The sequence below is a fragment of the Candidatus Symbiothrix dinenymphae genome, from assembly GCF_001431085.1.
The window spans coordinates 1-2,554 of record NZ_BBRU01000572.1; the positions used below are offsets into that span (position 1 = coordinate 1).

The following is a 2,554-nucleotide window of genomic DNA, read 5'->3' on the forward strand; positions in this document are numbered from 1 at the left end:
ACTTTGCCGCTAATGGCTTTGCTACGCTTGTATTGTTCTAAAATATAGATAAAATATTCGCCTCGCTTGCTCATACGATTTCCTCCAAATTTAGTTTGCCTGTATTATGCTCGTTAATAAATAAATTCATCAGCGCAGGTATGCTCAAATGCCAAATTTTTGTTGTCTCAACTTCGAGTTGAGCATATAATTTTGAGTTATATAACTGTTCGGCTGCTGCGAGCTCGTTCAAATTATAATTGCTTGCGATAGTTGCAATCAGTTCTTGAATAATTGGATAAAGTGGTGACGTATAATCAATTGCAATGTCAAAATCATCCACGCGATTAGAGGTGACAAAATGCAGATTTTTTAATGATTTTTCATTCTTGAACACAACTTGATTATACAACTCACTAATTTTGAGCTGTTTTAAAGCCTCTTCTCGCGTGATTTCGCGTTCGGAATATTTGTTGAACACTCGGTAAACTTTATCATTAGCAACAGGACCAACCACAATATCAAATTTACTACCGGTAGCATCAATATCTTTATTCGCTCGATTGGATAATACAAAATTAAACCAAGACTCATCAGGAGCATTAAATTCCAAAGCGCGCAAATCACCTGCATCAAATTCGTATTCGTTGACAACACCGGCAATATTTTCCCCTTGAATTTTCCTTTGAATCACAATACGCCGCGCAAAATCGCGTGCCTGACCAATATTCGTGGTGGTGTAAAACCCACCTCCAAAATCCAAACCTCGATTAGGTGGTATGATTAGGGGATTATCAACAATCTGACTGCTACCGTGATACAGTTTCATTTAATTAGTCACTCTTCAGTTTCTTCCCATTGGGTGGGGCTCCACCATCGGAAACAGAGTGTAAACAGGATGAGAAATACTGCTGCTATGATGGCGTTGGCACATCCAAACGCCCAGCAGTTGGATGATTGAATCAGTTGCGACACTACTTGTCCTTCTTCGTCTTTTACATACATCAGGCAATCTCCAATCAGGCCGCTGTTGATGCTTGAAACAGTCCAACCATAACCAATGAGCAGATTGATACTTCCGGTGGCAAACAGCATGATGAGCCACGTCCACCAGCTCTTAAAACGTTGGAGGGCATAGTAATAGACCAATACGAATACCAGCGAAACGCCGATAGCTATCAAACCTATCTGGTTGAAAAGATTTACGTTGATGTATGCCTGCGCATCACAATCATAGCCCCACAAATAATCTCCCAAATTGTAGTCAAACAATGGGCACAACAAACTGTAAATTACTCCTAAAACGTCAGTCATATTACTCTCTATTTAAATGATGTTTATTTTTATTTCTGTGTAAAAATCTTTCTCCCCAAAGGTAAATCCCTCATAAGCGCCCTGAATTTGATATTTAAATCCATACGTTTTACCTGCTGCGGGATTGGAACCTTCATCTTCGGTCATCTCTTCCACCCATTCCGGCACTGCCATTTTGAGTTTAATGGAGACCGGACCTTTTTTTACATGCGCCGAAGACACGGTTAACACATGTGAGTAACCACCGATGGCGGCTTTGGAGACTGTCAAGTGAAAATCATCATCGCTCAACAAATAGTTACCGGCATCTGTCAAATAGTCGTCATCCAACAGGAGATACGAAAAGTCAACATTGATGGAAAATTGGGAAACATCCAAATTACGTCCCTTGTTATTTTTTTTCCAGTTACGAATGGTTGTTTCATTGCCCCATTCAAACCTTCCGGAGCCATCCTGTATGGCGTACGACACCTTTCTATCGCCAGGTATGAGTGAAAGCATGTTGAGAACACCGCTGCCTTTAACGGTGTGTTCCGGCACTTTTGTGCGAATACCGGTCAGATAATCGGCATCACCAATCAGCCAAATATAGAACGGACGGTCTCCCACATAGTTCATTACGGCTTCCCTACCCAAATTTTCGCGTTTAGGTTTGGATTTTCTTTTTTTCTTTTTAGCTTTTGCTTTTATATTAACATCATCTTCAGCATCTTCCTCAATATTGGCAATATTGTCGGCATTTTTATTTTTGACAAAATAAAAATATTTGCCTTTAAATCCCGAATTTAATTGATAGACCACGATAGCCGCATTATCGTTCACATATTTCAGATAGTCTTTGAAGCTATTTTTAAGTCCTATTTCTTGTTTTTCCAAATAATCATCCGCGTTTTTTCCTCTTTCCGGCGAAAAAATACCGTCGGTCACAAGAATAGATACGTGATTGGGTTCCGTTTTTGCTAAAACAGCTTTGATAACATCCGAAATATCAGATACACCCCGATAACCACCTCTCAGCACAAAAGATGCGGGATTAAGTTTTTCGATAAAGTTCGAAATCCCATCTAAATCAGCATTGGAAGCATAGCGAATTATTTTGCTGTTGATATAGAACAAATTCAACGTATCCACAGCATCCGCCAGTTTCATGTCACTCAAATAGCCATAGACCGCTTTTTCCATATCGGTCATCCCCCTTACATAGCCATCCATACTGCCTGAATTTTCGATGTAAACATTCACCGTCGGCGGAGGCAACTCC

Annotated in this window: 3 protein-coding genes; all 3 read right to left on the reverse strand. The window is 40.1% G+C overall.

Annotated features, from left to right (window positions below):
* Nucleotides 1-70: 70 nt before the first annotated feature.
* On the reverse strand, nt 71-808 hold the full coding sequence (locus ASC50_RS06020; protein ID WP_226995430.1) for a DUF3990 domain-containing protein: 738 nt from the start codon (nt 806-808) through the stop codon (nt 71-73).
* An 8-nt stretch (nt 809-816) separates the two neighbouring features.
* Nucleotides 817-1,293 carry a hypothetical protein gene (locus tag ASC50_RS06025; protein WP_158648531.1) on the reverse strand — a complete coding sequence of 159 codons (477 nt, stop codon included), beginning with the start codon at nt 1,291-1,293 and terminating at the stop codon, nt 817-819.
* Between the two features lie 12 nt (nt 1,294-1,305).
* A partial coding sequence (locus ASC50_RS06030; RefSeq protein WP_226995431.1) for a hypothetical protein occupies nt 1,306-2,554 on the reverse strand: 1,249 nt, incomplete at its 5' end.